Origin of the sequence: Hyella patelloides LEGE 07179 (genome assembly GCF_900659865.1) — a bacterium.
GTDB lineage: Bacteria > Cyanobacteriota > Cyanobacteriia > Cyanobacteriales > Xenococcaceae > Hyella > Hyella patelloides.
Genome location: NZ_LR214278.1, coordinates 1 through 1,788 on the forward strand (window position 1 = coordinate 1; position 1,788 = coordinate 1,788).

Consider the following 1,788-nt stretch of genomic DNA (forward strand, 5'->3'; position numbering starts at 1 on the left):
AAAAATGGTATAAATAATCACAATTTTTTTGAGGTTGCGTCTGGTGACACGAACCTTCTATTTTCGCCCTGTTGCAGTTTCTAAAATAGTATTTAACTCTAAAGATTCATGGATATGTTTGGTAATTTCTGCCAGGATGTAATTCCGTTTTGCCTGTTGTGCTAATAAATTTTCTGTTTTTTTCCGCTCTGAAATATCAATCCCCGAACAAACAAAACCTGCAAATTGACCTTTGCTATCAAATCTAGGGACTCCTGTCGTAAAAATCCAGCGATATTCCCCCTGATGATCTAAAAAACGATATTCTAAAGCAAAATACTCCCGATTTTGGAGAGCATTACGATAGGTAAGCTGACAGTTTCGGCGATCCTCAAAATAGACATTAATAATCCAATCTTCAGTTAAAGCTTGTTCTAAATTTTTTCCTGTAAAGTCGAGCCAAAATTGATTGACAAAAGTTAGTTTACCTTTGTTATCTGTCATCCAGATTAAAACTGGCGCACTATTAGTAACGACGCGAAATCTTTCTTTACTTTCATGAAGGGAAGCTATTAGACGTGTTTTTTCAGTTTCTGCTTGTTTGCGATCGCTGATATCTTGACCAACCGCTTGATATTCAACCAATTCTTGCTTTCGGAAGATAGCCCGAACATTCCACTGTTGCCAACAAAATTCTTGTTGTCGATTGCTTCTAAATTCAACGATAGCGTTGGGAATTTCTCTATTTAAACTTGATATGCTGAGTCTTACTAAGGATGTATCTTCTTTGGCGATCAAAAAGAAAAAATTTTGAGTGAGTAATTCTGTAGAGGTTTGCCCTAAATAGCGACTAAAAGCTTGATTAACAAAAGAAATTTTTCCTGAAGGAAGAAAGCGACAAATAAATTCTGTTTGATCTTCTATTACACCACGATAAAGAGCTTCACTATGGCGCAACTGCTCCATAATTTGTTTCCTTTCAATAGCGTGAGCGATCGATCTTTTGAGTAAGCTACTAAATATTTCACCACTAATATTGTTATCTTTAATTAGGTAATCTTGCGCCCCTTCTCGCAAAGCAGCGATCGCCACTTCATCATTATCAGTACCAGTTAAAACAATAATGGGAACTTTTGTTGTGACATTTTGTATTTTTTTAAGAGATTCCAATCCCCAACTATCAGGCAAAGATAAGTCTAAAAGTACGATATCAAAATTGCCTTTTTTTAAAGTTTTAATACCTTTATTGAGTTTTTCAACCCGTTTTAAATCAAATTTGGCATGAGCCATTCCTGCGAAAACTCTTTCTAGAAGAACAGCATCCGTAAGACTATCTTCTATTAGTAAGACTTGAATTGTCCTAGTAATTTGTTGCACAACAACTTAATTCCAAATATAAGCAGAGCAATGATACTAATTTATTAATCTCAACAAGATTAGTGAGCAAGTATTATATCTTTTTACTATAAGTTATTGCTATTAGATATTATGTGGAATTTAACACTTTCTTTGGTTACTATTTATAATTTAAATGATTAACCAGCAACAATAAGTGAATTTACTTAATAAAACAGTAAAATTAGTCAACACTCGCTCTCGGACGGGGCGCAATAGCCTTGCAGGAGGGTTTCCCGACCCAGAGAACTGTTGTAAGATATGTTGTAAGATAGCGCGCTTTTCAGTCGCGGACTTGGGAATGCTTCCCTCATTTCCTCCCGTCAAAATTTTTAATAATATTTAATGATTATTTGCTTAGTAAGTATATAGAAATTATTCGACTCATGACTCACGGTTCGCTCAATTTAAAAA

At 34.7% G+C, this 1,788-nt stretch carries 1 protein-coding gene; it reads right to left on the bottom strand.

All coding sequences use genetic code 11. The annotated features are described in order from the left end of the window. Positions 1 to 57: 57 nt before the first annotated feature. The gene (locus H1P_RS33100) at positions 58 to 1,356 is read right to left on the bottom strand and encodes a PAS domain S-box protein (RefSeq protein WP_144875702.1); all 1,299 of its coding nucleotides are present in this window, start codon (positions 1,354 to 1,356) and stop codon (positions 58 to 60) included. Positions 1,357 to 1,788 lie beyond the last annotated feature (432 nt).